The organism is Streptomyces sp. PR69 (assembly GCF_026420845.1).
Taxonomy (GTDB): domain Bacteria; phylum Actinomycetota; class Actinomycetes; order Streptomycetales; family Streptomycetaceae; genus Streptomyces.
Window position 1 is genome coordinate 21,187 of the sequence record NZ_JAOWCB010000032.1, and the last position, 24,788, is coordinate 45,974.

A 24,788-nucleotide genomic window follows, 5' to 3' on the forward strand; every position below is an offset into this window, starting at 1 on the left:
TCTCCTGGGGACTCCGCCCCCAGCCCCCTCCCGAACCGGGCTCCGCCCCAGACCCCGCGCCTCAATCGCCGGCGGGGCTGGGTTTCTGGCGTCGGCGAGGCTGGAGAATCCAGCCCGTCCGGCGATTGAGGACACGGCCGAAGGCCGTACCGGGGGTCTGGGGGCCTGCCCCCAGTTTCGGGAAGGGGAGGGGAGGGAAAGACGCCCCCTCGGTAACCATCCGGTCACGCACAGGACTCAAAAAGTCACCGCACGCCCCTCGTGGCAGTGATGTGTCGTACCCCACACTGAGGTGCGGTGCCTGAGTCCTCGGAGCGCGGCCGGGCTGGCGATGGCAGGCCAGACACCCCCGCGGATCCGCTCATCGCGTACGGGACGGAAGGCGGCGACGCGGCCGCCGCCGTTCCGCTGCCGCACGCCCCCGAACCGGCAGCGATCACCCTGGAGGTCGCCCCCGTGCAGACCCAGACCCTGACCGAGACCGAGACTGATCTCATCGCGCAGGTCCCCCCGCAGAGCCGGGCGGTCCGGCACCCGGAGGGCCCGCCCGCCGCATCCGTCGGTGCGCCCCCGGCGCAGGAGCAGTCGGCGCACGAGCAGCCGGAGCCGCAGCCGGAGCGGGCGGAACCGCTGGAGACGCCGGTCGGCCGCATCGACGGCGGCGGGCCGTCCTCCGACCTCTTCCGCCAGTATCTGCGGGAGATCGGGAGGATACCGCTGCTCACCGCCGCCGAGGAGGTGGAGCTCGCCCGCCGTGTCGAGGCGGGCCTGTTCGCCGAGGAGAAGCTGGTCAGCACCCCCGACCTGGACACCCGGCTCGCCCTCGACCTCGACCGGCTCGTCGTCATGGGCCGGATGGCCAAGCGCCGCCTGATCGAGGCGAACCTCCGGCTCGTCGTGTCCGTCGCCAAGCGCTACATCGGCCGCGGGCTGACGATGCTGGACCTGGTCCAGGAGGGAAACCTCGGTCTGATCAGGGCCGTTGAGAAGTTCGACTACGCGCGCGGCTACAAGTTCTCCACCTACGCGACGTGGTGGATACGCCAGGCCATGTCCCGCGCCCTCGCCGACCAGGCGCGGACCATTCGCGTACCCGTCCATGTCGTCGAGCTGATCAACCGTGTGGTGCGGGTGCAGCGCCGGATGCTCCAGGAGCGGGGCTACGAGCCCACGCCCGAGGAGGTCGCGGCCCAGCTGGACCTGCCGCCCGAGCGGGTCAGCGAGGTGCTGCGGCTCGCCCAGGAGCCGATCTCGCTGCACGCGCCCGTCGGCGAGGAGGAGGACGTCGCCCTCGGCGACCTCATCGAGGACGGCGACGCCGCGTCCCCCGTCGAATCGGCCGCCTTCCTGCTGCTGCGCCAGCATCTGGACGCCGTGCTGTCCACGCTCGGCGAGCGGGAGCGCAAGGTGGTGCAGCTCCGGTACGGGCTGGCGGACGGCCGTCCCCGCACGCTGGAGGAGATCGGCAGGCTCTTCGGCGTGACCCGCGAGCGCATCCGCCAGATCGAGTCCAAGACCCTCAGCAAGCTGCGCGACCACGCCTTCGCCGACCAGCTCCGCGGCTACCTGGACTAGGTCAAGTCCTCTGATCTGGGACTTTCCACGTCAAGCAGGTCCAGTACCGGCGGGCGCTAAGCGGTTGAGCGGCACGCAAGGGAGCGGGCCGCGCGGGTGTTCCTCGTCTCCCGCGCGGCGCGAGGGCGGCTGTCCAGTTCGCCGCCTGTCCTCGGCGGTCGGCCCTTGAGAGTGCCGTCGGCCGTCGGTCGGTCAGGGCCCGGAGGAGCCACGCCCGCTGCCACCGAATCGCGCACGGCCCTGAGGCCCGAGGTCACGACGGCCGGCCGGGCGTGCGTCTCTCGTACACGGTCACTCTCCGGCCGCGGACTTGCTCATCGGCCACCGGTCGGAAGTACTCCCGAAGCGTGGAGATTTTGATCCTGTCCCGCGCCGAACTCGCCGGCTTCGACGTGTCTTCTGCGTCGGTGACGAGCAGGATGCGCTGCCGGGCCAGCATCTCAGTCCGGATACGCGCGGCATCCCACTCCACTCCCTTCAGCGTTCCGGAACGTTCCGGCGTCTCCTCCAGGGCGATGTCCTGCAGGCCCGTGAACGCGTGCGGGGAGACCAGCTTGGTGTCCCGCCGCGCTGCCGGGACGAACAGCACGGCGTCCCCGGACTTCTTCAACCGCTCCACCTGCGCCGCAGCTGCCAGGACATCGTCCACTGGTTCCGTCCCCCCTGCAGCATCGCCACGAGCAGCAGCGTCGAGAGCCCGGCGCCCGCCGCCACCAGGGCGTACGGACGGCCCTCCTGAAGGTAGAACTGCACGGCGGGAAGCAGCCCGAACGCCATGCCTCCGCCCAGGCCCACCGGATTCCCGGAAAGCCGCCGACCGAGTTCCGCTGCACATGCCGCTCCCGCCGCACCCGCCAGCACGGAGGGCAGTCGTAACACGGTGGGCTCGACGGGAGCCGGGTTCTGGGAAGTGTCGCCCTGGTCGCCCCCAGGGTTTGGCTCCCCGGCGGGCCGCCCCGTGCCGTCAGCTGTCGTCGGAATCGGACTTCTTCCGGCGCGCGTCCACGGCCGCGCCGAAGGCGACGCCCAGTCCCATGCCGAGGCTGAGCCCCAGCAGGCTGTCGTCCAGCGCCACACCCAGGGACAGGCCCACCGCCACGCCCAGCGACAGCCCGACCGCCATCGCGCTGCCGCGCGCCCCCTCGGCCGAGCCGTCGTCCGAGTGGTTCTTCTCCGCCATCCCCCGTACCTCCCCGTCCGATGTTCCGACCCGAACAAAGTACGTCGGTACGTCAGTCCACCTCGGCGACCGCCTGTGCGAACTGCGCCGCGTACAGCCGCGCATACGCCCCGCCGTGCGCCAACAGCTCGTCGTGCGTGCCCTGTTCGACGATCGAGCCGTGTTCCATCACCAGGATCACATCCGCGTCCCGGATGGTGGAGAGCCGGTGCGCGATCACAAAGCTGGTCCGGCCGTGGGCCAGCCGCGCCATCGCCTTCTGGATCAGCACCTCCGTACGGGTGTCGACCGAGCTGGTCGCCTCGTCGAGGACCAAGATGACCGGGTCGGACAGAAACGCCCGCGCGATGGTGATCAGCTGTTTCTCGCCGGCGCTGACCCCGGAGCCGGAGGCGCCCTCGTCGTCGATGACGGTGTCATAGCCGTCGGGCAGGGTGCGGATGAAGCGGTCCGCGTGCGCCGCCCGCGCCGCCGACTCGATCTGCTCGCGGGTGACCTCCCGGGCCGCCCCGTACGCGATGTTCTCCGCGATCGTGCCGCCGAACAGCCAGGTGTCCTGGAGCACCATCCCGATGCCCGAGCGCAGCTCCTCGCGCGGGATCTTCGCGATGTCCATCCCGTCCAGGCTGATCCGGCCGCCCGTCACCTCGTAGAACCGCAGCAGCAGATTCACCAGCGTGGTCTTGCCCGCCCCGGTCGGGCCGACGATCGCCACCGTGTGGCCCGGCTCCACGGTGAGCGACAGATCCTCGATGAGCGGCTTCTCCGGCTCGTAGCGGAAGGCCACATGCTCGAACGAGACCTGCCCGGCGGGCCGCATCCGACCGGCGGGCCTTTCGGGAACCGGCCGCGTGCTCGCCGGGAGCGCGGGCGTCGCGTCCGGCTCCTGCTCCTCCGCGTCCAGCAGCTCGAAGATCCGCTCCGCAGAGGCGACGCCCGACTGCACCAGATTCGCCATCGACGCCACCTGCGTCAGCGGCATCGAGAACTGCCGGGAGAACTGGATGAACGCCTGGACGTCCCCGATGGACAGCGCGCCCGACGCCACACGCAGCCCGCCGACGACCGCCACCAGCACATAGTTCAGATTGGACACGAAGAACATCAGCGGCTGCATGACCCCGCTGTGGAACTGCGCCTTGAACCCCGCCTCGTACAGCGCCTCGTTCTGCTCCGCGAACGCCCGCGCCGACTCGTCCTGCCGTCCGAAGACCTTCACCAGCGCATGGCCGGAGTACATCTCCTCCACATGGGCGTTGAGCCGCCCCGTGGACTTCCACTGCTGTACGAAGTGCGGCTGCGAGCGCTTGCCGACCCGGGTGGCCACCCACACCGACAGCGGCACCGTGACCAGTGCGACCAGCGCCAGCAGCGGCGAGATCCAGAACATCATCGCCAGCACGCCCACGATCGTCAGCAGCGAATTGACCAGCTGGCCCAGCGTCTGCTGAAGGGTCTGCGAGATGTTGTCGATGTCGTTGGTCGCCCGGCTGAGCACCTCGCCGCGTCTGGCCCGGTCGAAGTAGGCGAGCGGCAGCCGGGACAGCTTCGCCTGGACCTCCTCGCGCATCCGGTACACGGTGCGGTTGATCACCAGCACCGACATGCGGGTGGCCAGCAGCATCAGCAGCCCGGCGGCCGCGTACACCGCCAGCGCCGCCAGCAGCACATCGCGTACGGCGGTGAAGTCGATGCCGTGCCCCGGCACGAAGTCCACCGCCGTCAGCATGTCCGCGACGCCGCCGTCGCCGCGCTCGCGCAGCTCCTCGATCGCCCCGGCCTTGCTGCCGCCCTCGTCCATGGACCGGCCGACGACGCCCGCGAAGACCAGATCCGTGGCCCGGCCCAGGATGACCGGGCCGACCGCCGAGAACGCCACGCTGAGCAGCCCCGCCGCCAGCATCGTCCACAGCGCGGCCCGCTGCGGGGCCAGCGCCCGCAGCAGCCGCCTGGCCGACCCCTTGAAGTCCAGGGACCGGTCGGCGGGAGAGCCGCCCGCCATCATCCGTCCGCCCGGCCCGCTCATGCGGCCTCCGCCTCCGTCAGCTGGGAGAGCACGATCTCCCGGTAGGTGTCACTGCCGCGTTCCGGGTCCATCAGCTCCTCATGTGTGCCGGTCCCCACGACCCGTCCTTCGTCGAGCACCACGATCCGGTCGGCGTCGCGGATGGTGGACACCCGCTGGGCGACGATCACCACGGCCGCGTTCGCCGTCTCGGCTGCCAGGGCCCGGCGCAGCGCGGCGTCCGTCGCGTAGTCCAGCGCGGAGAACGAGTCGTCGAAGAGATAGATCTCCGGCCGCTGCACCAGGGTCCTGGCGATCGCCAGCCGCTGCCGCTGTCCGCCGGAGAGATTGACGCCGCCCTGGGCCACGGGCGCGTCCAGTCCGCCGTCGAGGGCCGCGACAAAGTCCCGCGCCTGTGCCGCCTCCAGGGCCCGCCACAGCTCCTCGTCGCTCGCGCCGGGCCGTCCGTACCGCAGATTGGACGCGACGGTCCCGGAGAACAGATACGGCTTCTGCGGCACCAGACCCACGGTCCGCGCCATCAGCTCCGGGTCCAGGTCGCGTACGTCCACTCCGCCGACCAGCACCTGCCCGCCGGTCGCGTCGAACAGCCGTGGCACCAGGCCCAGCAGCGTCGACTTGCCGCTGCCCGTCGAACCGATGATCGCGGTCGTCTCGCCGGGGCGGGCCAGCAGACCGACGCCGCGCAGCACCGGCTCCTCCGCGCCGGGGTAGCGGAAGCCGACGTCCCGCAGCTCCAGCCGGCCGTGGCCGAGCAGCCGCCGCACGGGCGCGGCGGGCGGCACGACGCTCGACTCCGTCGACAGCACCTGCTCGATGCGCTCCGCGCAGACCTCGGCGCGCGGCACCATCATGAACATGAAGGTGGCCATCATCACGGCCATCACGATCTGCATCAGATAGGCGAGAAACGCGGTCAGCGAACCGATCTGCATCGCCCCCGCGTCGATCCGGTGCGCACCGAACCAGACGACGGCGACCGACGAGACGTTGACCACCGTCATCACGGTCGGGAACATCAGCGCCATCAGCCGGCCGGCGGACATGGAGACACCGGTCAGCTCGGCATTGGCCGTGCGGAATCGTTCCTTCTCGTAGCCGTCGCGGACGAAGGCGCGGATGACGCGGATGCCGGTGATCTGCTCCCGCAGCACCCGGTTCACGGAGTCGAGCCGCTCCTGCATCGTGCGGAACAGCGGACGCATCCGCCGCACGATCAGCGACACCGCGACGCCGAGCACCGGAACCACCGCGAGCAGCACCGCCGACAGCGGCACATCCTGGCCGAGCGCCATCACGATGCCGCCCACGCACATGATCGGGGCGGAGACCATCAGCGTGAACGCCATCAGGACCAGCATCTGCACCTGCTGGACGTCATTGGTGGTACGGGTGATCAGCGACGGCGCGCCGAACTGCCCCACCTCGCGGGCGGAGAAGCTCTGCACCCGGTCGAAGACATCGGCCCGCACATCCCGGCCGACGGCGGCCGCGGTACGCGCCCCGAAGAACACCGCCCCCACATTGCAGGCGACCTGCACCACGCTCACGGCGGTCATCAGCGCGCCGACCCTCAGCACATGGCCCGTGTCCCCGCGCACGACACCGTTGTCGATGATGTCGGCGTTCAGGGTGGGCAGATAGAGGGTGGCGCTGGTCTGCAGTAACTGCAGCACTGCCAGCAGGGCGATGGGCTTGCGGTGCGGACGCAGGTACGTCCGCAGGATTCGTATCAGCACACGCGGTCTCTCGGGCTCGGCATCCGCACGGCACACACACGGCACACACAGGGCACACGCACGGCACGGTCAGGGGCAGCCCGACCATCTTCCGCCAGAACGCTCGCGAACCGGCAAGGGTTTACCCGACCGGGCGTCCGCCGAAATGAGCCCCGCCTGGGGGCACCTCCGTTGGGGTACCCCTGGGGGCACCTCCTGGGGGTACCCCCGGACGGAGTCTGGGGGAGGTAGCTGGGGGAGGAGTCTGGGGGAGGCAGCTGGGGGAGCCTGAGGAGCGGGGGCCGGGGCGGAGCCCCCGGAATCAAGCCCCCGCGGGGAACGCGCCCGGATGGATCTGATCCCGCGTCGCCCCGTACTGCTGCCGCACCGCCTGTCCCACCGCCAGCTCCTCACCCGGTTCGAAGACCTGCGCCGCGGCCCCCTGCCAGGCGGGCGGAGACTGCGGGGTCAGCGCGCCCTGTGAGACACCCAGCGCCCAGGCGGCCTGCCGGGCCGCGCCGAGCGCCGCGTAGTCGGCGGGCTGCGGCACCACGACCTGGGCGCCGAAGATCGCGGGGGCGGCGGCCTGGACGGCCGGCAGCTCGGCGGCCGCGCCCAGCAGGAACACCCGGCGCACCTCCACTCCGCGCCCGCGCAGCACGTCCATGGCGTCGGCGAGCGAGCAGAGCATGCCCTCGACGGCGGCCCGCGCCAGATGCTCTGGCTTCATCGACTCACGGCGCAGTCCGCTGAGGGTGCCCGCGGTGTGCGGCAGCTGCGGGGTCTTCTCGCCCTCCAGATACGGCAGCAGCACCAGGCCGGACGCGCCGGGGGTCGACTTGAGCGCCAGGGCGGACAGTTCCTCCAGGCCGTCGAGGCCAAGCAGTTCGGCGGTGCCGCGGAGTGCGCGTACGGCGTTGAGGGTGTGCACGACCGGCAGATGCATCCCGGTCGCGTCCGCCAGCGAGGTGATCATTCCGCTGGGGTCGGCGAGGGCCTCATGGTGCACGGCGGTCACGGAGCCGGACGCGCCGAGCGAGACCACGGCGTCGCCGGCGCCGACGCCGAGGCCGAACGCGGCCGCCATCGTCTCGCCGGTGCCCGCGGAGATCAGCAGCCCCTCGGGGGTCATGCCGGCGGCTTCGGCGGGGCCGAGCACCTCGGGCAGCGCGCAGGGGTGGCCGATGGCCAGCTCCACCAGGTCGGGCCGGTAGGCCCCGGTCGCCGCCGACCAGTAGCCGGTGCCGGACGCGCCGCCGCGGTCGGTGGTGCGGCGGGCGGGCCGGCCCAGCAGCTGCCACACCAGCCAGTCGTGCGGCTGCAGCAGCGCGGCGGTGCGCTGCGCCGCCTCGGGCTCGGTGCGCGCCAGCCAGCGCAGCTTCGCCACGGGCTGGGCGGCCTGCGGCACGGAGCCGACGGCCTCGGCCCACGCCTGCCGCCCGCCGAGGCCGTCGACGAGATCGGCGGCCGCGGCCTGGGCGCGTTTGTCATTGCCGAGCAGGGCCGGGCGCACCAGGGCGCCAGCGGAGTCCAGCGGCACCAGGCCATGGGCCTGCGCGCAGACGCCGATCGCCTCCACGCCTTCGAGGAGCCCGCCCGAGGCCGCCTCGCCGAGCGAGAGCAGCCAGGCCTGCGGATCGACCTCGACGGCCTTGGCCTCTACGGGGTGCGGTGCGTACCCCTGGCGCAGCACGGCGCCCGTGTCCGCATCGCAGACCACGATGCGTGTGAACCCAGACGAACTGTCCAACCCGGCGACTATCCCCATGTCCGGAGATTCTGCCGCACGCGCGGGGCTGTCATGTCATGTGTTGCTGGTGCCCCAGTCGTCCTCGGCCTCCGCCTGCCCGCGCTCCCGCAGCGACCGCACCCGATCGGCCACGGTGGCCGGGACCCGGTCGCCCACCTTGTCGCTGACGACGTGGAAGGCCCGGCCTGCTGCCTCGCGGCCGCCCTGCGCGGCGGACTCGGCGGCATTGCGGACGGCCGGGTTCTGGCTGAAGTCGCGTACGGACTTCTTCATCTTCTCGTACTGCTCGCGCCCGGCGCGCGTGCCCAGCACATAGCCCAGGGCCAGTCCGGCCAGGAACGTGAGCTTGTACCGCATGGCTGCCACCCTTCCCTTGCGTCGGCGCCCTGCCTCGGCTGCCCGGCGTCGTGTCGTGCCCACGGGCTGCCGCGTACCCGGCGGCCGCGGAGATCATCCACGGGCGCCCGCGGCATACCGATTGGCGGAGCACCCCCCTGCTTGCGCTAATGTATGTGTCGCAGCGAGCGCACGCCCTCCGGGACGCCCCCGGTAGGTACGTTCGGTGCACACGCAGCAGTCCCCTGTAGCTCAATTGGCAGAGCAGCCGGCTGTTAACCGGCAGGTTACTGGTTCGAGTCCAGTCGGGGGAGCGCGATCCCCTGTAGCTCAATTGGCAGAGCATTCGGCTGTTAACCGGAGGGTTGCTGGTTCGAGTCCAGCCGGGGGAGCGGACACGGAAGAGGACCCGCGAGGGTCCTTTTTCTATGTGATTTCCCTGCGCCGGGGAACCGGTCGGCCCGCTTCGGGGTCCTCATGGTTGAGCATGGCCGACCAGTCGAGGCAGGAGATCGTATGAGCGGCTATGCTGCGGCAGACGGCGCGCACAAATGTGCGCGACACGCCGTTGGGGGCGGTAGCTCAGCCGGTTAGAGCAGCGGACTCATAATCCGTCGGCCGTGGGTTCGAGTCCCACCCGCCCCACTCCGCAGTATCTCTGCAGGAACGTTTCGGTTGTCCGGGACGAGCATGCCCCCGGCATGGCGCACCTCACGCGCGACACGCTGGGGGCTTTTTGCCGTCTTCACCCGCATGGATCAGCCAGGGCCGCGGCGGCCGGCCGGGGTGGCTAGCGTGACAATCCGGACCATTCGTCGAGCAGGGAGCCTTGAGTCATGGCCGCACAACCTGAGGGAACGCCGGTCTGGGCCGATGCCATGTTCGCCGACGTCGAAGGGGCCAAGAGCTTCTACGGCGCCGTGCTGGGCTGGACGTTCGGAGAAGCTGCGTCGGAGTACGGGAACTACACGCAGGCGTACAAGGACGGGAAGGCCGTCGCCGCCGTCGTGCCGCCCATGCCGGGCGCCGAGGGGCAGTCCGCCTGGTGCCTCTACCTCGCCTCGCCGGACGTCAAGGCGACGGCCGACAAGATCCGCGGCAATGGCGGCGAACTGCTCATGGAGCCCATGCAGGTCGGCGACTTCGGATCGATGCTGCTGGCCCGCGACCCCAGCGGCGTGGTGTTCGGCGTATGGCAGGCGGGCGCGCACCAGGGCTTCGAGGCCTCCGGGGAGCCGGGCACCTACAACTGGGCCGAGGTCTTCACCCGCGAGCCGGAGAAGTCGGACGCCTTCTTCCCCGCCGTCTTCGGCTACACCAGCCAGCGCATGGAGGACGACAAGATCGACTTCAAGGTCTACAACCTCGGCGACACCACCGTGCTCGGCCGGATGAAGATGGACGAGGACTTCCCGCCCGAGGTGCCGCCCTACGTCAATGTGTACTTCGGCGTCGAGGACTGCGACACGGCGGTGCAGAAGGCCGTCGATCGCGGCGGGGTGCTGCGCTTTGGCCCGATGAGCACGCCGTTCGGGCGCTTCGCGGCGCTGAGCGATCCGCAGGGCGCGTCGTTCTCGGTCATCGACGCGTCGACGACCGAAGGCGACATGCCCAAGATGTCCCCTGCCTAGGGGCGGTGTCAGCGGCGGTCTCTCAGCGCCTCGGAGCGCTGACGGATGCCGGTCCTGTCAGGCTGCGGCAGGACGGAGAGGGAGGAATGAGCCCATGAGCTCCGAGGCGATGAGTCAGGACACCGTGACCGTCGAGCGGCGTATCGCCGCCCGCCCCGACACCGTGTTCTCCTTCTTCACCGACCGCGAACGCTGGCTCTCCTGGATGGGTGTGGACGGCGACTTCATCTTTGAGTCCGGAGGCCCGTACCACACCAATGTCACCGGAGCGGACCATGCCTCCGGGCGTCTGCTGGAGATCGACCCGCCCAGGCGTCTCGTCTTCAGCTGGGGCTGGACCGGGGAGGGCGCGCCCGTGCCGCCCGGCTCCAGCATCGTGGAGATCACCCTTGAGCCGGACGGCGAGGCGTCCCGGCTGACCCTGGTGCACAGCGGCCTGCCCTCCGCGGAGGCGTGCGCGGCGCATGAGGAGGGGTGGGAGCACTACCTTGACCGGCTTGCGGTGCGGGCGCAGGGGGGTGATCCGGGGCCTGACGAGTGGGTCCGGGCGTCGGTGTAGGGCGTACGCGGGGGGCTTTCCTCCACCCCGCCCCTTCCCGTAACTGGGGGCTCCGCCCCCAGACCCCCTCCGGGGGGAGAGGCTGCGGGGCTGCCGCCCCGCGCCCCTTCGCGGGCGGCAGCTTCGCGCCGCCGCCCCTGTACGGCCTGAACGCCGTGTCCTCAATCTCCCCCAGACGGGGTCTGGGGGTACCCCAGGAGGTGCCCCAACGGGCTCAATTGAGCCCGTCCGGCGTTTGAGGACACCGCCGGCCGCACGTTCCGGCCTCGTCGGCGCTGGGGGCTCGGGGCTGGAAGTTCACCCCCGTGAGCGCTTGAAGTGCGGAGGCGTTCCAGCGTCGCGGGTGCTTGAGGCGCGGGGGCCGGAAACTCAGCCCCGTGGGGGGCACCTCTGGGGGTACCCCTGGGGGCACCTCCCAGTGGTAGCTGGAGGAGGTGGCTGGGGGAGTTTGAGGCGCGGGGGTCCGGGGGCGGAGCCCCTGGGTAGGGGTCGCGGTGGGTTTGGAGCTTCGCCCAGGCGGCCTGGCATTTGCCATGAAGATTGGGGACTCTCCTTGCAGATGCCGGAATCACCAGCCTACGGTGGCGCATATGCAGTCCTACACCATTGGACAGGCCGCACGGCTGCTCGGCGTCAGCCCCGACACCGCGCGGCGCTGGGCCGACGCCGGTCGGGTCGCGACGCACCGCGACGAGAGCGGGCGGCGGCTGATCGACGGCCGGGATCTGGCCGCTTTCTCCGTCGAGGTCGCGCAGGGCGGCGACGGCGAGGACGGCGAGCCGTACACCTCCGCCCGCAACGCGTTTCCGGGGATCGTCACCGCGGTCAAGCTCGGGGACGTCGCCGCGCAGGTCGAGATCCAGGCCGGGCCGCACCGGCTCGTCTCGCTGCTCACCAGGGAGGCCGTCGAGGAGCTGGGCCTTGAGGTCGGGATGCGGGCCACCGGCCGGGTGAAGTCGACCAGCGTCCATATCGACACCCCATGACTCTTCCGAGGAGCTCCGCCGCCATGCGCACCCCTGCCGCCAGAGCCGCGATACCCGCCGGACGCCGCGCCGCCGCCGCGCTCGCCGCCGTCGCCCTGCTCGCGCCCCTGGCCGCCTGCGGCGGCGACGGCGACGGCGGAGACGAGGCGTCCGGGAAGGAGACCCGGCTGACCGTGCTCGCCGCCTCCTCGCTCACGGACGTCTTCAAGGCGGCGGGCGCCGCGTATGAGGCGTCGCACAAGGGCGTGGCCGTGACGTTCTCCTTCGCCGGGTCGCAGGAGCTGGCCGCGCAGGTCCGGCAGGGCGCGCCCGCGGACGTCCTGGTCACCGCGGACGCCAAGACGATGGACGACGTCAGGGGCGAGACCGGCGACCCGGTGGTCATCGCCGGGAACCGTCTCGTCATCGCCGTCGGCGAGGGCAACCCGCACAAGGTCGGCGGGCTCGCCGACCTGGCCGACCCCAAGCTCAAGGTGGTGCTGGCCGCGCCCCAGGCGCCCGTCGGCAAGTACAGCAGGCAGGTCCTGGACGCACAGCGGGTGACCGTCAGGTCCGTCTCGCAGGAGCCGAATGTGCGCGCCGTGCTCAGCAAGGTCGAGCTGGGCGAGGCCGATGCGGGCATCGTCTACCGGACGGACGCCGCCGTCGCACAGGACAAGGTCGACGCCGTCGAGATCCCCGACGGCCAGAACGCCGTCGCCGAGTACCCGGCGGCCACCCTCAAGGCGTCGGAGAACGCCGCCGCGGCGGCGGAGTTCGTGGCCTGGCTGCGTACCCCGGAAGCGCTGAAGATCCTTCAGGACGCGGGCTTCCAGAAGCCGTGAGAGCCACCCGCACGAGGAACCCGGCACCCCGATGAAACGCACCCGCTCCCGCTCCCGCTCCCGCACCCGCCTCCGCACCCGCCCCCCGCTGCCGCTCGCCGTGCCCGCGGTGCTGGCGATCGCGTTTCTGCTGCTGCCCCTCGCCGGGATCCTCGTACGCACCTCCTGGGGCGAGCTGGGCACGCATCTGACCGCCCCCGGAGTCACCGAGGCGCTCCGGCTCTCGCTCGTCGTCTCCTTCTGGTCTCTCGGTCTGTCCCTGCTGCTCGGGGTGCCGCTGGCCTGGCTGCTGGCCCGAGTGGACTTCCCCGGCAAGGCCCTCGTCCGCTCCCTCGTCCTGCTGCCCATGGTGCTGCCGCCCACCGTCGGCGGCGTGGCGCTCCTGCTCGGCTTCGGCAGGCGGGGGCTGCTGGGCCCCTGGCTGGACGACGCCTTCGGCGTCACGCTGCCCTTCCACACCTCCGGGGCGGTGGTCGCGGCCACGTTCGTCTCTATGCCGTTCCTCGTCATCAGCCTGGAGGGCGCACTCGCCGGGCTGCGGCCGGGCTACGAGGAGACGGCAGCCTCGCTGGGGGCTTCGCCGGTACGGGTGTTCTGCACCGTCACCCTGCCCATGGTCGCCCCCGGCCTGGCCGCGGGGGCCGCGCTCACCTGGGCGCGGGCGCTCGGCGAGTTCGGCGCGACCATCACCTTCGCCGGCAATCTGCCCGGCGTCACCCAGACCCTGCCGCTCCAGGTCTATCTGCTGCTCCAGGACCAGCCCGAGGCCGCCACCTCGCTCTCGCTGCTGCTGCTCGCCATCGCCATGGCGGTGCTCGTCGCGCTCCGCGGACGCTTCAGCACCGGGGCGCGCGGAGACGGCGACGCCCGCCGGGCGGCGCGGACCGCGGACGACGAGCCGACGGCGGGGCTCACTGAACCCGCCGCGGGGAATGGCGTGTCGGCCGCGGGGCCCGGCGGGCGCGCCGCGGGATCCGGCGGGCGGGGCAAGTCCCCAGACCCCCGGCACGACCTTCGGCCGTGTCCTCCGTCTCCCCCGGAGGGGCTGGAAAATCCAGCCCCTCCGGCGATTGAGGAGCCGGGGTCCGGGGGCGGAGCCCCCGTAAACGGGCGCTGGGCGCTGCACGCCGACGTCACCGGCTTCAACCGGCTCACCCTCGACGCGGAGCCGGGCGTCACCGTCGCGGTCGTCGGACCCAACGGCGCGGGCAAGACCACGCTGCTGCGCGCCCTCCTCGGCCTGACCCCCCGCTCCCATGCCGCGCTGAGCCTCGGCGGCCTGGATGTGACCGGCCTGCCCCCGCACCGCCGCGGCGTCGCCTGGGTGCCCCAGAGCGGGGCGCTCTTCCCGCATCTGAGCGCCCTGGGCAACACGGCGTACGGGCTGCGCGCCCAGGGCGTCCCCCGCGCTCAGGCGCGCCGTGCCGCGCAGGAGTGGCTCGACCGGCTGGGAGTCGGCCATCTCGCGGCCCGCAAGCCCGCGCAGCTCTCCGGCGGACAGGCGCAGCGCGTCGCACTCGCCCGCGCCCTGGCCGCCCGGCCCCGGCTGCTGCTGCTCGACGAGCCGCTCGCCGCCCTCGACCAGACCGCCAAGGGGCGCGTCAGACATCTGCTGCGGCGTCATCTCGACGGCTTCGGCGGCGTCTGTCTGATCGTCACGCACGACCCGGTGGAGGCGCTCTCGCTCGCCGACCGGGTGCTGGTGCTCGACGGCGGCCGGGCGCTCCAGGACGCCCCTCCGGCCGAGGTCACCCGGCATCCCCGCTCCGCCTGGGTGGCCCGGATGCTCGGCCGCAACGCCTGGCCGGGCACGGTCGCCGAGGACGGGCTGGAACTCGCGGGCGGAGGGCGGCTGGCCGCCGCGGGGCCGCTGGACGGCGAGCGGGAACGCCCAGCCGCGGGCGAGCGGGCGCTGGCGATCATCGCGCCGGAGGCGGTCTCCGTCCACCGCGACCGGCCCGGCGGCAGTCCCCGCAATGTCTGGCCCGGCGCCGTACGGGAGATCACGGCGGTCGGCAGCAGGCTGCGGGTGCTCGTGGCATCGGACCGGGTGCCTGATCTGGTCGCGGAGATCACCCCGGAGGCGGCCGCGGAACTCGCGCTCGCCGACGGGGTGCCCGTATGGACGAGTGTCAAAGCCACGGAGGTCTCTCTGGTGGCTCTCTGAGCCGGGCATGCCGCTGCCTTTTTGACGCAGGGTCAATTTCAGCTCGATATAGCACGGTTCTGCTCATCCGGGATCGCGATTGGCCGTCGATCCGGAACTCTTGTTCCATGTACGTGTGTTGTGGAAGGGTGAGCTTCCGTACGCCCGAACATGGCGTTTCTGTTCAGTAGTTCGAATTCGGCTGCTTATCAGGTCCATACCAATTCAGTGTGGCCTGGTTCCACCCCTCACCGCTGTGCCCTGAACGGAAAGACACCCATGCAGCATCCGCGCACCCCCCACACCTCTCCCGCCGTGCCGGTCGCAGCAGCCGCCGAGGGCGGTGACGCGGCGCTTGCGGCCCTGCTGGGAGGCGAGGACGAGACCTTCGCCGTCGCCGCGCTGCTGACCCGGCACTGGCAGGCCGTCAGCGACTACGCCGCCCTGTGTGCACCCGCGCCCGAACCCGTACCCGCACCCGCACCCGCACCCGGCGCGTCGGCGGACGGCGGCGCACTGGGCGCAGGCCCGGCAGAGAGTGCCGCCGGGACGCTCGCGGCGGCCGCCTTCCGGCAGACACTCGGGGAACTGCGTGAGCAGGGCGGGCTCAAGGGCGCGCTCCGGCCCCGGCTTCTGGTGACCGTACGGGAAATCGCCGCGATCTGGGCGGCGGACCCGCGCGTCGCCGCAATGCTGCCGCCCGGGCTGCGGAATCCGGACGTCCCAGGAGAAAGCCGCCGCCTCGTCTCGCGTGCATTTCAGATGATGCCCGCACCGGTGCAGATACTGCTCTGGCACACCGAGGTCGAGGCGGAAGGCATATCGATTCCCGCCGCATTGCTTGGCGTCGACCCGCGCAGCGCCTCCGGCCAACGGGAACAGGCGCGTGAAATGTTCCGGAAGGGCTGTCTACGCGCGCATATCGAACTGGCTCCGAACGCGGAATGCCGCCACTACAGTCGTCTTCTCGACATATCTCTGCGCCGCGGCGGCACGCTCATTCCCGACATTCGGCAGCACCTCGCACAGTGCCCGTACTGCCGCTATGCCGCACAGCAACTCCGCCAGTCCGACGGGCGACTGGCGCTGCTGCTCGCCGAAGGCGTGCTCGGCCACGCGGCCCGCGGCTATCTCGACGGGCGGCCCGGCCGACTGCGGCGGCGCGCACAGCAGCGCACCGCCGAGACCGCCGAAGCCGCCGAAGCGGACCCGGCTGTCCCGGCCGCCTCGCCCCGGGCGGCCGGTCGCCACTCACGGGCCTCACGGGCCTCGCGGGCCTCGCGCGTCTCGCCGGCCCGGATCGCGGCCCGAGGACTCCGGGTGCGCGGCGCGCTCCGCCGCCTCGGGCCGGCCCGTCTGCTGAGCAGCGCCGGTGCCGGCAAAGGTGCAGGTGCAGGTGCGGGGGCGGTGGCGTCCGGCGTCCTGTTCGTCGTCCTGTGCGCCGTCGTCGCCGGACTGCTCATCGGCGGCGGCCAGGACGGAGACGGTGGAGGCGGCGGCAACGCGGGGCCCGCGGGCCCGAGCGGCCAGGTCACCGGCTCCGCGACGCCCGCGCCCGGCGGGCAGCAGCCCAGCCGCGCCCCCTCCGCACCCGCGCCGTCCCCGCCGTCGTCCGGCACCTCCGCCGCCGCCCATCCCGGCGGCCCGCTGGAGACCAGGCTGCGCAACGCGGGCACCGGCCTCTGTCTCGACGTCCACGGCCGCACGGCACGGTCGGGCGTCGAGGCCGCCATGTCCCGCTGCACCTCGACCGCGACGCAGCGCTGGCTGTACGAGGACGACGGGCTGCTGCGCTCCTTCGCCGCCCCCGGACTGTGCCTTCGCTCCCGCGAACTGGACGGGGTGGCCCGGCTGGGCGGCTGCGCCGGGGCATCCGCGGACGACGCGGACGACGTGCGGTACGACCTGACGATCCACGGCCTGGTCATTCCCCGCTGGAACGAGGCGCTGGCCCTCGTCCCCGCCTCCGACGACGCCGGGACCAACGTTGTCATCAAGATCCGCGACGGCTCCGTGGAGCAGCGGTGGTTCACCGACTTCCCGGTCTACACGCCGCGGCTGAAGCCGGACGCGGGCGCGGACTCCCCGACCGCCGAAGAGGTCAGCACCGCCGAGGACGCCGCCGCAGGCCGCCGCGGCGCGCCGACCCGGAGCCCGCACCCGCAGCCGCACCCGTCCTCGGTACCGTCCGATGCGCAGACCCCGCCCTCCGCCGTTCCGCCGGTCTCACCGTCGTCCACGGCGTCCCTTCAGGCGGGGGAGGGGGAGCGGGCCGCGGGGCGGTCCGCCCCGGAGGAGCCCGGGCACGGGCTGCGCCGGGTGAGCGACGCCGAACGTCCCCCTTCCGGGCCGCGACACGCGCCGCCGCTGGACCGACCCGCCGAAGGCGGCCTCTCCCCTCAGGACAGGTCCGGCGGCTCGCCGACCGTCGTCGCCGGATCGATCACGGAGAACACCGCCCCCTGGGGGTCCTTGACCGTCGCATAGCGCCCGAACGGGCTGTCCGTCGGCTCATGCCCCTGGAGCACCTGACCGCCGAGCCGCCGGACCGTCTCCACCGCGGCGTCGCAGTCCGCCACGCCGAAGTACACATTGATGAACGGGTGTACGTCCGAGGGGAAGTCGTCCGTCATATGGCGCCGCCCCGCCACCGGTCTGCCCGCCACCTTCCACACATGGAAGCCGGCCGGTCCGCCCTCGCCGCCCTGCGCGTTCCCCAGCGGCCGCACCTCCAGGGGGAAGACGGCGGGGTAGAAGGCGTCGGCCTTCGCCGCGTCCCGCGCGGTGACCTCCGCCCAGCAGTACGCACCGGGCTCCCCCGTCCGGCCGAACCCCTTGTGGGAGGCCGGCTGCCAGGCGCTGAAGTACGCCCCGCTGGGGTCCTCCGCGGTGACCATCGTCCCGTAGTCGCCGACCTTCATCGGGTCCATCAGCAGCGCGCCGCCGTTGTCGCGGATCTTCGCCGTCGTCGCCTCGATGTCGGACGTCGCGAAGTACAGGTTCCAGGACGGCTCCCCGCCCAGGCCGGGCCGCATGGTCTCGACCGCGGCCACGGGCTGCCCGTCCTTCAGAGCCTGGGTGTAGCCGCCGAACTGCGCCAGGGCGTCGGTATAGGTCCACCCGAACAGCTCGGCGTAGAAGTTCTTCGCGGCCTCCAGGTCCGGAAACGCCGCATCCGCCCAGCAGGGGGCGCCTTCCGGTAGTGCGGCCATGGTCTGCCTGCCTCCCGTCGTCTGCTCCGTCTCACGCTATGCGCCCCGGTCCGGCGCCGCTCGTCGAGCGCGGTCATGCGGGGCCCCGATCCTGCGCGGGGCCCTCATCCGGCGTGGCGTCCTGATCCGGCGCGGCGTCCTGCTCCCGCGCGGCCCGCGGGACGACGCCCCGTACGACCCCCAGCTCCACCAGATCCTGTGGCCGCAGCCGCAGCTGATCCGCGGTGCGCGGGATGCGGTCGGGGGTGCGTTTGAGGATCGCGGCGGCCAGTTCGGGTGCGATGACGGAGAAGTAGCTGTCGGGCGTCGCCCAGGTGTTGCCCGGTGCGGCCAGCGCCAGCGCTCCGCCCGAGCCGCCCTCGCCGATGAGGAGGCTGGTCAGCGGGGTCCGGGCGGCGGCCATCGCGGAGAATGCCTCGGCGATGGACCCGCCCGCGCCCGCGCGTTCCGCCGCGGCGTCGTTGGCCGCGCCGGGCGTGTCGACGAGGGTCAGCACCGGCAGCCCGAACCGGTCGGCGAGCCGGACGACGCGCGCGGCGGTCCGGTAGCCGGCGGGCCGGGTCGCCGTGCCGCGCTGGGCGACGTACACGACGGCGCGCCCGTCCGCCGCCCGGACGCCGACCCCGCACAGCAGCCCCGGGTCCGCCCCGCCCCCGCGGTCCCCGCTGAGCGGCTCACGGCGGGCGAAGTACCGGTCGAGATAGGCCTCGGCGTGTGCGCGCCGCGTGTCGCGGGCGCGGCGGACGGCCTCCCAGCCGGTGCGGGGGAGGAGCGGTGTGCCGTCGCCCGGCGGCAGCGCCTCGGGCGGCGGCACGGGCTGCGGGTCGAACACGCCCGGGGCCAGGACGCGGGCCCAGAAGCCGGCCGTCTCGCGCAGCCGCTCTGGGCGTACGACCGCGTCGACATGGCCGTGCGCGAGCTGGGACTCCGCCGTGTACGCGGCCGGGTCGGCGTCCTTGGGACGTACCCGGGAGCCCGCGAAGGCGACCTGCGCGCCCGGCAGCGCCAGGATCACATCCGCGCCCGCGCCCAGGGTCGCCCAGCCGCCGCCCGTGGTCGGGTCGCGTACCACCGCGATATGCGGGACGCCCGCCTCACGCAGCAGGACCCCGGCGCGGGCGGCGCGCTGCAGCTGGCTGAGCGCGATCATGCCCTCCTGCATCCGGCTGCCGCCCGTCGCGATCAGCGACACCAGCGGCAGTCCGCCCTCACGGGCGCGGGTGTAGGCGGCCTCCAGCCGGTCCCCGGCGCGGCGGCTGAGGGAACCGCCCAGAAAGGCGAATTCGAAGGACAGCAGCACACAGCGGCGGTCCTCGCCGAGGGTTCCCTCGCCCCACAGGACCGACTCCGTCGAGCCCGTGGCCTGCTCGGCACGTGCGCGGGCCGCGTCATAGCCCTCCCAGCCGATCGGCCCGTCGATCGTTCTGTCGCTCGCGCGGTCGGCCTCTCCGGAGGGTTCTTCGCGCGTCGTGTGCTCGGTGAAGTCGTCGCAGAGCAGCGTGATCGCCTCGCGTGCCGTCCACCGCCTCGACTCAGCCATGCCGGGACGCCTGCCCGCTCAGCGCCTGGTTCAGCGCCCGCTTGGTGACCTTGCCCATGTCGTTGCGGGGCAGGGCGTCCAGATACCGCACCGTACGCGGCCGCTTGTGCGGTGCGAGCTGCCCGGCCACATGCTCCGCCAACTCCTCGGCCGGCGGCGGCGTCCGGGGATCGGCCGGCACGATCCAGGCGACGACCCGCTCCCCCAGATCCGCGTCCGGCTCGCCCGTCACCGCCGCCTCACGCACACCGGGGTGGTCCAGCAGCGCGTTCTCGATCTCACCCGCGCCGATCTTGTAGCCGCCGCTCTTGATCAGATCGGTGGCCTTGCGCCCTACGATCCGTACATATCCGTCCGGATCGCGGACCGCCATGTCGCCCGTGCGGAACCAGGCTCCGGGCCGTGTGCCGTCGAAGGCGGCGGCGGTGGCGTCGGGCCGGTTCAGATACTCCGTGAAGAGGCTGTCCCCGCGCACCTGGATCTCGCCGATGGTCTCCCCGTCGTACACGGAGATCTCCGCGCCGTCGTCGGCGATCAGCCGCAGCTCCACGCCGGGCAGCGGCGGCCCGACGGTCCCCGGCCGGGCTGGCCCGCCCACCGGGACGGACGCGGGGGTCCGGGGGGTCACCCGCGGAGAACACAGCATCAGGGTTTCGGTCATGCCGTAGCGTTCGATCACCCGGCGGCCGGTCGCCGCCGCGATCCGTTCGTGGTCGTGCAGCGGCAGCGCGGCCGAACCCGACACCAGCAGCCGTGTGTCGGCCAGCGCCTTGGCCAACTCGCCGTCCTCCTCCGCCGCCTGGGCCAGCCGGTGGTACATCGTGGGCACGCCGAAGAGCATCGTGCCGCCGGACGCCAGCTCACGCCCCGCCGCCTGCGGGGTGAAGCTCCCCAGGTGGCGCAGCTCCCCGCCCCGCCTCAGCGGCCCCAGCACGCCCAGGATCAACCCATGCACATGGAACAGCGGCAGCCCGTGCACCAGGACGTCGTCCGCGGTCCAGGCCCAGACGTCCGCGAGGGCGTCAAGAGTGGCGGCGACCGCCCGGCGCGGCAGCACCGCGCCCTTCGGCGGGCCGGTGGTGCCCGAGGTGTAGACGACGAACGCGGGCAGGGCGGGGTCGTACGCCGTGTCGAGCCCCCACACCGCGCCCGCGCCCGTGCCTGCGCCCGCGCCGTCGTCGTTGGCCGGCTCGGCGGTGACGTCGATGCGCGGCAGCGCACCGAGCCGGCCGGGCAGCGCCTCGCCGGGCGCGGCCAGCACGGCGGCCGGCGCGCTGTCCGCGATGACATGGGCCAGCTCGCGCTCGCCGGACTTCGGGTTCAGCGGCACCACAGCCGCACCCGCCAGCAGCGCCCCGACGACCGCGACGGCCGTCTGAGGCGTCGGCACAGCCCAGACGGCGACCCGCGCCCCCTTCTCCAGCCGTTCGGCCACCGGGTGTGCCGCGGCCGCCAGTTGTCCGTACGTCAGGGAGCGGCCGGGGAAGCGCAGGGCGACGCGGTCCGGATCCGCGCCGGCGGGCCGGGGAAAGAGGGAACTCACGGGCTGACTGGTCCTCTCCGGTCGGTGCGGTCGCCGCGATCCGCGCGACCACTGCGATCGTTGCATGGGACACGGGTGCTGGGACACGGGTGCATGGCTGTCGTTCGCCGATGCCCCCAGGCGGCAGCATTCCCCTGTCTACTCGTGCGTAACAAGGCGGGCGCGTGCCCATGGCCACATCTACGGCAACGGCGCCTACGGCAACGGCAGCGCGATCTTGACCGCGTATCCGGCCACCAGGCCGTATCCGATCCGGAAGGTCCACGCACGGGCGCGCGCGGAGATCCGGGCCCCGGCGAAGGAGGAGCCCGCGATCAGCAGCTGCTGCCAGAGGAGGGAGGCGAGGAACACCCCGGCGACGAAAACGCCCCCGGCGGCGGGGCCGCGCAGCGCCGCCCCCTGCGCGGTGGTCAGCGCGGCGAAGTAGAGCGCGGTGGTGGGGTTGACCGCGGTGAGCCCGGCGAACGTCCAGAAGGTACGGGCGACACCGGCGGCCCCGTCGGCTGGACCGGTCCCGTCGGCTGGACCGGCCGCGGCCGCGGCGGCGGGCGGAGGCGTACGCGACGCCAGCAGCCCGCGGGCCGCGATCACAAGGAGGACGGCCGCGGCGACGAGCCGCACCCATGCCTCGACGCCGGAGAGGGCGGCGGCGACGAGCGGGCCGAGAGCGGTGGCCACGGCCGCGTACACCAGATCCACCACGGCGACGGCGGTCGCCGCGGCCACCGCGCCGCGGCGTCCGCGCATGCCCTCCTGGATGAGCAGCACGCCCATCGCTCCAAGCGGCATCGCCACTCCCAGCCCCGCCGCCGCGCCTGCCGCCGCCGTCGTCCACCACTCGCCCATGGGCCCCACTGTCGGGTCCGGGGCCCGTGGCCGGCGACTGATTTTCGCTGCTGCCCCGCTACCCCGCTGCCCCGCTACCCCGCTACCCCGCTTCCCCGTTCGCCGCTCCCCGCTCGCCGTACGCAGCCATGAGGCCAGGCCGCTACCCGGGATGCTGCCAGGTGAACACCGTGCCGCCCGGCGCGCCGTCGTCGCGGACGCCGTCGTCCCTGACAGCCAGGCGCACAGTGTTGCGGCCGTCCGCAGGCCGGGCCGTCGCCTCGATCTCCACCTCGACCGCGGAGACGCCCGGCCGGCGGTGCGCCGCCGCCAGCGCGCCGCGCAGCGCCGCGAGCAGCTCGGTCGCCGCGGGCTCGGCGACGAGTGCGTCCACCGCGCCCGTGAAGTGCACCGAGGGGACAAAGCCCAGCAGCGCCGCCGCTCCGCCGGTCTCCCGCAGCACCCGGCCGCGGAACCCGGTGGGAGCCTCGGCCGGCGGCTGCTGAAGGGCGAAGATCGCCGTCCGCACCTCCTGGATCGTGGCGTTCAGTTCGTCCACCGCCTGCCCGAGCAGTGTGTCTGTGTCCCGAGCGGTCTCGCTCGCCGCGCGCCGCCGCGTCGACTCCAGCATCATCTCCGTGGCGAACAGCCGCTGCACGACAAGGTCGTGCAGATCCCGGGCGATCCGGTCCCGGTCCTCGTACACCGCGAGCTGCTCGCGGTCGTGCCGGGCGTCCGCGAGCACCAGCGCAAGCGCCGCCTGCGAGGCGAACTGCGAGGCCAGCAGCCGCTCCACCGCCGTGTACGGGCGGCCGTGCCGGCGGCGCGGCAGGGCCAGTGTGCCGATCAGCCGGCCGCCGCTCTGCAGCGGCAGCATCATGCTCGGCCCGAACCGGTGCCGCACCTGAGTGGTCATCCGGGGATCGGTCGCCGAGTCCTCCACGAACACCGGCTCCCCGCCGAGCAGTTGCTCCAGCACGGGCGAGCCAGGGGCGATCGCCGTGCCGATCAGATCCCCCGGGTCGCCGTGCGTCGACGCGGCCACGATCTCCATGCCGCCCGCCGGGGTCGGCTGCAGGATCACCCCGGCCGAGGCGTCGGCGAGGATACGGGCCCGCTCGGCCACGACCGTCAGCGCGTCGTCCGCGCTGCGGCCGGTGAGCAGCGCCGTCGTCACCGCCGCGGCCCCTTCGATCCAGCGTTCCCGCTGCCGGGCCGTCTCGTACAGCCGGGCGTTGCCGATCGCGATGCCCGCCTGGGAGGCGAGTACGCGGAGCACCGCCTCGTCCTCGCCGGTGAAGGGGCCCTCGCGCTTCCCGGTGAGACAGAGCCGGCCGAAAGCCTCGGTGTGGACGCGTACGGGGACCCCGAGGAACGTCCGCATCCGCGGGCCGCCCTCCGCCAGGCCGTCGATCCGCAGCGGCTGCGGCCCGTGGCCTTCCTCGCCCTCCTTGTCCCGGTCGGCGAGGAGCGCGGCGAGCCGGCCGATCAGCTCCCTGTCCGCGTCGGACATCGCCGTGGTGTAAAGCCCGGTGCGGCGGCCGCGCTCCGGGTCGATCACCTCAAGCGCGCCGTACCGGGCGTCCGCCAGTTCTGCGGCGGTGTCCACGACGCGCTGGAGCGTGGTGCGCAGCTCCAGGTCGGAGCCTACGGCGAGAACGGCGTCCAGCAGTGTCGGAAGCCGGGGCCTCACTCCGCCGCGGCAGGCTGGGCGGTTGCGCCCGCGGCCTTGGCCGGGGCGGCGGCTCGCTCGGGCCGCACCGCCTTCTCCTTCCTGTCACTGACGCGGATCGTGTCGGCCAGCGGGTCGAGCACCATGGGCTGGATCTTGCCCTCCAGCATCGCGCCGAGGCCCAGGACGGCGCAGACGTCGGGCCGTTCGGCGATCCGCACCGGCATTCCGGTCGCGTTGTGCAGCATCTGGTCGAGCCCGGGCAGCAGCGCACTGCCGCCGACCATCATGATCCCGCGGTCGGCGAGATCGGCGACCAGGTCCGGCGGGCAGTCCCGCAGCACCTTGCCGATGCCGTCGAGGACCGCCGTCAGCGGGGTGTGGATGGCGTCCCGCACGGCGGCGGTGTCCACGTGCACGGAACGGGCCAGACCGGTGGCCACGTCCCGGCCGTGGATCTCCGTCGAGGCGGGGCCGTGCGGGGTCAGGCCGTTGCCGTGCAGGGCGAGCTGGAGCGGCCGGACCGACTGGGTGGGCAGCATCAGCTCATGCTGGTGCCGCAGATGCTGGATGACGGCGTGGTCGATGGCGTCCCCGCCGACGGGAATCCGCTCGGCCGTGACGATCGAGCCGAGGGAGAGCACGGCGACCTGCGTGGTCGCCGCACCGCACACCATGATCATCGTGGCGGTGGGCTGCTCCACGGGGAGCCCGCAGCCGACGGCCGCGGCGATCAGGGTGTCCACCAGCTCGACCCGGCGGGCCCCGAGGCCCACGAGCGTCTCGACGGCGGCGCGCTGGGCCAGCGGATCGCTGTCGTGCGGGGTGCAGGCGGCGGCGCGCAGCCGGGGCTTGCGGCGCAGCTGGCGACGGAGCTTCTCGCCGAGGAGATGGCGCAGCATCCGCTGCGCCATCTCGATGTCGACGACGGTGCCGCCGGAGACGGGGCGGGCGACGCGGATGTAGTCGGGTGTGCGCCCGGTCATCTTCTCGGCGAGCGCGCCGACCGCGATGAGCGCGCCGGTGCGCGTGTTGACGGCGGCGACGCTGGGCTCGTCGACGACGAGTCCCACGCCCTTGACGAAGACGCGGGTCCTGGCCGCTCCGATGTCGACGGCGAGATGGCAACGGCGCAGCTGCTCAAGGTTGACGGTCACGACGGGTCCTCCCGAATGGGGTTCTCCTCGCATCCTCCGATCACGACGCCCTGCGCGCGCGCTGAACTCCGCCGCACGGGCGTACACCCCCTGACACCCCACCAGCTC

Annotated in this window: 18 protein-coding genes, 3 tRNA genes and 1 pseudogene; 10 read left to right on the forward strand and 12 right to left on the reverse strand. The window is 72.9% G+C overall.

The features are described 5' to 3' along the window. Window positions 1-297 precede the first annotated feature (297 nt). Entirely contained in the window at window positions 298-1,575 is a 1,278-nt protein-coding gene (locus tag OF819_RS23935) for an RNA polymerase sigma factor (RefSeq protein ID WP_267245693.1), read from the forward strand. A gap of 253 nt (window positions 1,576-1,828) precedes the next feature. Here OF819_RS23935 and OF819_RS23940 read toward each other — a convergent pair. From OF819_RS23940 to OF819_RS23965, 6 genes and pseudogenes are all read right to left on the reverse strand, one after another. Then, window positions 1,829-2,457, reverse strand: a pseudogene (locus OF819_RS23940) (hypothetical protein); the annotation flags it as partial. Between the two features lie 82 nt (window positions 2,458-2,539). Next, complete coding sequence (locus OF819_RS23945; protein WP_267245694.1) at window positions 2,540-2,755, reverse strand: hypothetical protein; 216 nt, start codon at window positions 2,753-2,755, stop codon at window positions 2,540-2,542. A gap of 52 nt (window positions 2,756-2,807) precedes the next feature. Next, on the reverse strand, window positions 2,808-4,781 hold the full coding sequence (locus OF819_RS23950) for an ABC transporter ATP-binding protein (protein ID WP_267245695.1): 1,974 nt from the start codon (window positions 4,779-4,781) through the stop codon (window positions 2,808-2,810). Further along, on the reverse strand, window positions 4,778-6,520 hold the full coding sequence (locus OF819_RS23955; RefSeq protein WP_267245696.1) for an ABC transporter ATP-binding protein: 1,743 nt from the start codon (window positions 6,518-6,520) through the stop codon (window positions 4,778-4,780). The genes OF819_RS23950 and OF819_RS23955 overlap by 4 nt, the downstream gene beginning before the upstream one ends. Window positions 6,521-6,821: 301 nt before the next feature. After that, a complete protein-coding gene (locus OF819_RS23960; RefSeq protein ID WP_267245697.1) occupies window positions 6,822-8,267 on the reverse strand; it encodes a xylulokinase in 1,446 nt (481 codons plus the stop codon). A 36-nt stretch (window positions 8,268-8,303) separates the two neighbouring features. Further along, window positions 8,304-8,606, reverse strand: coding sequence for a YtxH domain-containing protein (locus OF819_RS23965; protein WP_267245698.1), 303 nt, complete (start codon window positions 8,604-8,606; stop codon window positions 8,304-8,306). Between the two features lie 220 nt (window positions 8,607-8,826). Between OF819_RS23965 and OF819_RS23970 the strand changes: the two genes are divergently transcribed. The 9 genes from OF819_RS23970 to OF819_RS24010 all read left to right on the forward strand — a co-directional run bounded on the left by OF819_RS23970 (window position 8,827) and on the right by OF819_RS24010 (window position 17,218). Then, a tRNA-Asn gene (locus OF819_RS23970) sits at window positions 8,827-8,899 on the forward strand. Window positions 8,900-8,904: 5 nt separating this feature from the next. After that, window positions 8,905-8,977, forward strand: a tRNA-Asn gene (locus OF819_RS23975). A gap of 179 nt (window positions 8,978-9,156) precedes the next feature. Then, window positions 9,157-9,230, forward strand: a tRNA-Ile gene (locus OF819_RS23980). Window positions 9,231-9,421: 191 nt separating this feature from the next. Next, complete coding sequence (locus OF819_RS23985) at window positions 9,422-10,216, forward strand: VOC family protein (protein ID WP_267245699.1); 795 nt, start codon at window positions 9,422-9,424, stop codon at window positions 10,214-10,216. Window positions 10,217-10,310: 94 nt separating this feature from the next. Continuing rightward, window positions 10,311-10,775 carry an SRPBCC family protein gene (locus tag OF819_RS23990; protein WP_267245700.1) on the forward strand — a complete coding sequence of 155 codons (465 nt, stop codon included), beginning with the start codon at window positions 10,311-10,313 and terminating at the stop codon, window positions 10,773-10,775. 590 nt (window positions 10,776-11,365) lie between these two features. Continuing rightward, window positions 11,366-11,761, forward strand: coding sequence for a TOBE domain-containing protein (locus tag OF819_RS23995; RefSeq protein WP_267245701.1), 396 nt, complete (start codon window positions 11,366-11,368; stop codon window positions 11,759-11,761). 23 nt (window positions 11,762-11,784) lie between these two features. Continuing rightward, window positions 11,785-12,585: a molybdate ABC transporter substrate-binding protein gene (gene modA, locus OF819_RS24000; protein WP_267245702.1), complete on the forward strand. Its 801-nt coding sequence runs from the start codon at window positions 11,785-11,787 to the stop codon at window positions 12,583-12,585. 31 nt (window positions 12,586-12,616) lie between these two features. Further along, window positions 12,617-14,752 (forward strand): ABC transporter permease, encoded by a 2,136-nt coding sequence (locus tag OF819_RS24005; protein ID WP_267245703.1) that lies wholly within the window; start codon window positions 12,617-12,619, stop codon window positions 14,750-14,752. A gap of 258 nt (window positions 14,753-15,010) precedes the next feature. Next, window positions 15,011-17,218, forward strand: a complete 2,208-nt coding sequence (locus OF819_RS24010) for a ricin-type beta-trefoil lectin domain protein (protein ID WP_267245704.1) — start codon at window positions 15,011-15,013, stop codon at window positions 17,216-17,218. On the opposite strand, the gene OF819_RS24015 is transcribed toward OF819_RS24010, so the two are convergent. The 6 genes from OF819_RS24015 to OF819_RS24040 form a co-directional block, all read right to left on the reverse strand. Further along, window positions 17,131-17,943 (reverse strand): VOC family protein, encoded by an 813-nt coding sequence (locus OF819_RS24015; protein ID WP_267245705.1) that lies wholly within the window; start codon window positions 17,941-17,943, stop codon window positions 17,131-17,133. The genes OF819_RS24010 and OF819_RS24015 overlap by 88 nt on opposite strands. A gap of 73 nt (window positions 17,944-18,016) precedes the next feature. Beyond that, entirely contained in the window at window positions 18,017-19,483 is a 1,467-nt protein-coding gene (locus OF819_RS24020) for a carboxyl transferase domain-containing protein (RefSeq protein ID WP_267245706.1), read from the reverse strand. Continuing rightward, window positions 19,476-21,026: an acyl-CoA synthetase gene (locus tag OF819_RS24025; protein ID WP_267245707.1), complete on the reverse strand. Its 1,551-nt coding sequence runs from the start codon at window positions 21,024-21,026 to the stop codon at window positions 19,476-19,478. The genes OF819_RS24020 and OF819_RS24025 overlap by 8 nt, the downstream gene beginning before the upstream one ends. 195 nt (window positions 21,027-21,221) lie before the next feature. Continuing rightward, window positions 21,222-21,872, reverse strand: coding sequence for a LysE family transporter (locus OF819_RS24030; RefSeq protein ID WP_267245708.1), 651 nt, complete (start codon window positions 21,870-21,872; stop codon window positions 21,222-21,224). Window positions 21,873-22,014: 142 nt separating this feature from the next. Next, complete coding sequence (locus tag OF819_RS24035; RefSeq protein WP_267245709.1) at window positions 22,015-23,544, reverse strand: GAF domain-containing protein; 1,530 nt, start codon at window positions 23,542-23,544, stop codon at window positions 22,015-22,017. After that, window positions 23,541-24,680, reverse strand: a complete 1,140-nt coding sequence (locus OF819_RS24040; protein WP_267245710.1) for a rod shape-determining protein — start codon at window positions 24,678-24,680, stop codon at window positions 23,541-23,543. Before OF819_RS24040 ends, OF819_RS24035 begins: the two co-directional genes overlap by 4 nt. Window positions 24,681-24,788 lie beyond the last annotated feature (108 nt).